This window comes from Arthrobacter sp., assembly GCF_030540645.1.
In the GTDB taxonomy this organism is placed as follows: Bacteria; Actinomycetota; Actinomycetes; order Actinomycetales; family Micrococcaceae; genus Specibacter.
On record NZ_JAUNVV010000164.1, the window covers coordinates 1 to 1,605 of the forward strand.

2 protein-coding genes are annotated in these 1,605 nt (G+C 60.7%); one reads left to right on the forward strand and one right to left on the reverse strand.

The window, feature by feature from the left end:
- Positions 1–51: 51 nt before the first annotated feature.
- Positions 52–468, reverse strand: a complete 417-nt coding sequence (locus Q4P21_RS16370; RefSeq protein ID WP_303389761.1) for a helix-turn-helix domain-containing protein — start codon at positions 466–468, stop codon at positions 52–54.
- Positions 469–503: 35 nt separating this feature from the next.
- On the opposite strand from Q4P21_RS16370, the gene Q4P21_RS16375 reads away from it, so the two are divergent.
- The gene (locus Q4P21_RS16375; RefSeq protein ID WP_303389762.1) at positions 504–1,574 is read left to right on the forward strand and encodes a Gfo/Idh/MocA family oxidoreductase; all 1,071 of its coding nucleotides are present in this window, start codon (positions 504–506) and stop codon (positions 1,572–1,574) included.
- The last annotated feature ends 31 nt before the right edge of the window (positions 1,575–1,605 follow it).

Genomic DNA, 1,605 nt, shown 5'->3' on the forward strand with positions numbered 1-1,605 from the left:
CAAGCGCCATCCATGGGCTGAGACTAGCAGAAAGGCGCGTGACGCACCCGGCTACTTGCCAGGGTGCCTCTCTTCGGCGTTTTGAATCGCAGTGTTGTGAGTTGCGTCCTTCTGTGCCAAGAGCCAAGCTGTGACGTCTTGACGGCGAATACGTCGGTGGGAACCACGGTACTGGACGGCAATCTCGCCACGGTCGGTCAGGTTGCGCAGGAAGGTGTGTGAGATCCCCGCCATTTCTGCCGCTTGTGAGGTGGTGAGGAGTTCCGCCACACTTGCCACGCTGACAGCATCCCCGTTGGAAAGGCGGCGTAACAAGTCGAGCACCGCAGCCCGTGCGCCGTCGTCGAGGCGGTGCGCGGTCCCGTCAACGAACACTGTCACGTCGTCGCTGCTGGCTAGAGTACGAGCCAGTGTTGCCTGCTCGGTGATGTTCAAAGGTGAACTGAGTCTGGGGGAATCTATCGTCATGGAACACATGGTAGCGCGGCTGTAGGGTATGACCCATGGCACAAACAATCCGTACCGCACTATTGGGGTTTGGTCTGGCCGGGAGTGTGTTTCATGCCCCCTCCTTGGCGTCGCTGAAAGAGTTCAGCCTTGATGTGATCGTGACGTCGGATCCACGGCGGCAAGCGGCGGCTCAGGCTGCACATCCGCAGGCAACCATCATGGGACGTGAGGAATGGGACAGGGGTGCACACGTTGAGGATAGTGACTTGGTGGTAGTCGCGACCCCACCGGCCACGCATGTCCCCTTGGCGACCGCAGCGCTCGAGGCGGCGTGTGCGGTGGTCGTGGACAAGCCGTTTGCGCTCACAAGTGCTGATGGGGAGGCGCTGATTGCCTTGGCCAAGGAGCAGGGGCAGCTTCTCACCACCTACCAGAACAGACGATGGGATGGTGAGTTTCTGACGTTGCAGAAGCTGCTCGCACAGGGTGCACTGGGGGAGGTGCGGCGTTTTGAGTCCCGGCTTGAGCGCTGGCAGCCTGAAATCACGAAGGAGTGGAAGGCGCAGGCTACGGCGGCCGACGGCGGTGGCATCCTTTTCGATCTGGGCACGCACCTTATCGACCAGGCACTGCAACTGTTTGGCCCTGTAGTGAGGGTCTACGGTGAGCTTGCCGCCCGGCGGTTGGCGGAGTTGGCCGACGACGACGTTTTCGTGGCGCTGGAGCACGCCAACGGTGTCATCTCGCATCTGTGGATGAACCTCAATGTTGCCCAAAAGGGTCCACGAATGCGTGTTCTTGGCGCGAATGCCGCCTATGTGAAGGAAAGCGCAGATGTTCAGGAGGACCAAATTAAGTCCGGCATCTGCCCTGGGAGCCCTGGCTATGGAGTTGAACCGGAAGTGGACTGGGGCACTGTGGGCCGAACTGGAGAGCTAGTGTCCGTGCCCACGGAACGGGGTAATTTTGCGCTGTTCTATGAGTTGTTGGCGGTGGCGATGCTTGAGGGAGGCCCAGTGCCGGTGGATCCGGAGGACTCCGTGGCAGGACTTCGCGTCATCGAGCAAGTCCGGGCCAGCGAACAGCTTCGTAACGCCGCAGACTCAGTGAACAGCCGTGCGTAAACTGGGGCGAACGCATGGTGCAGCCTAGGAT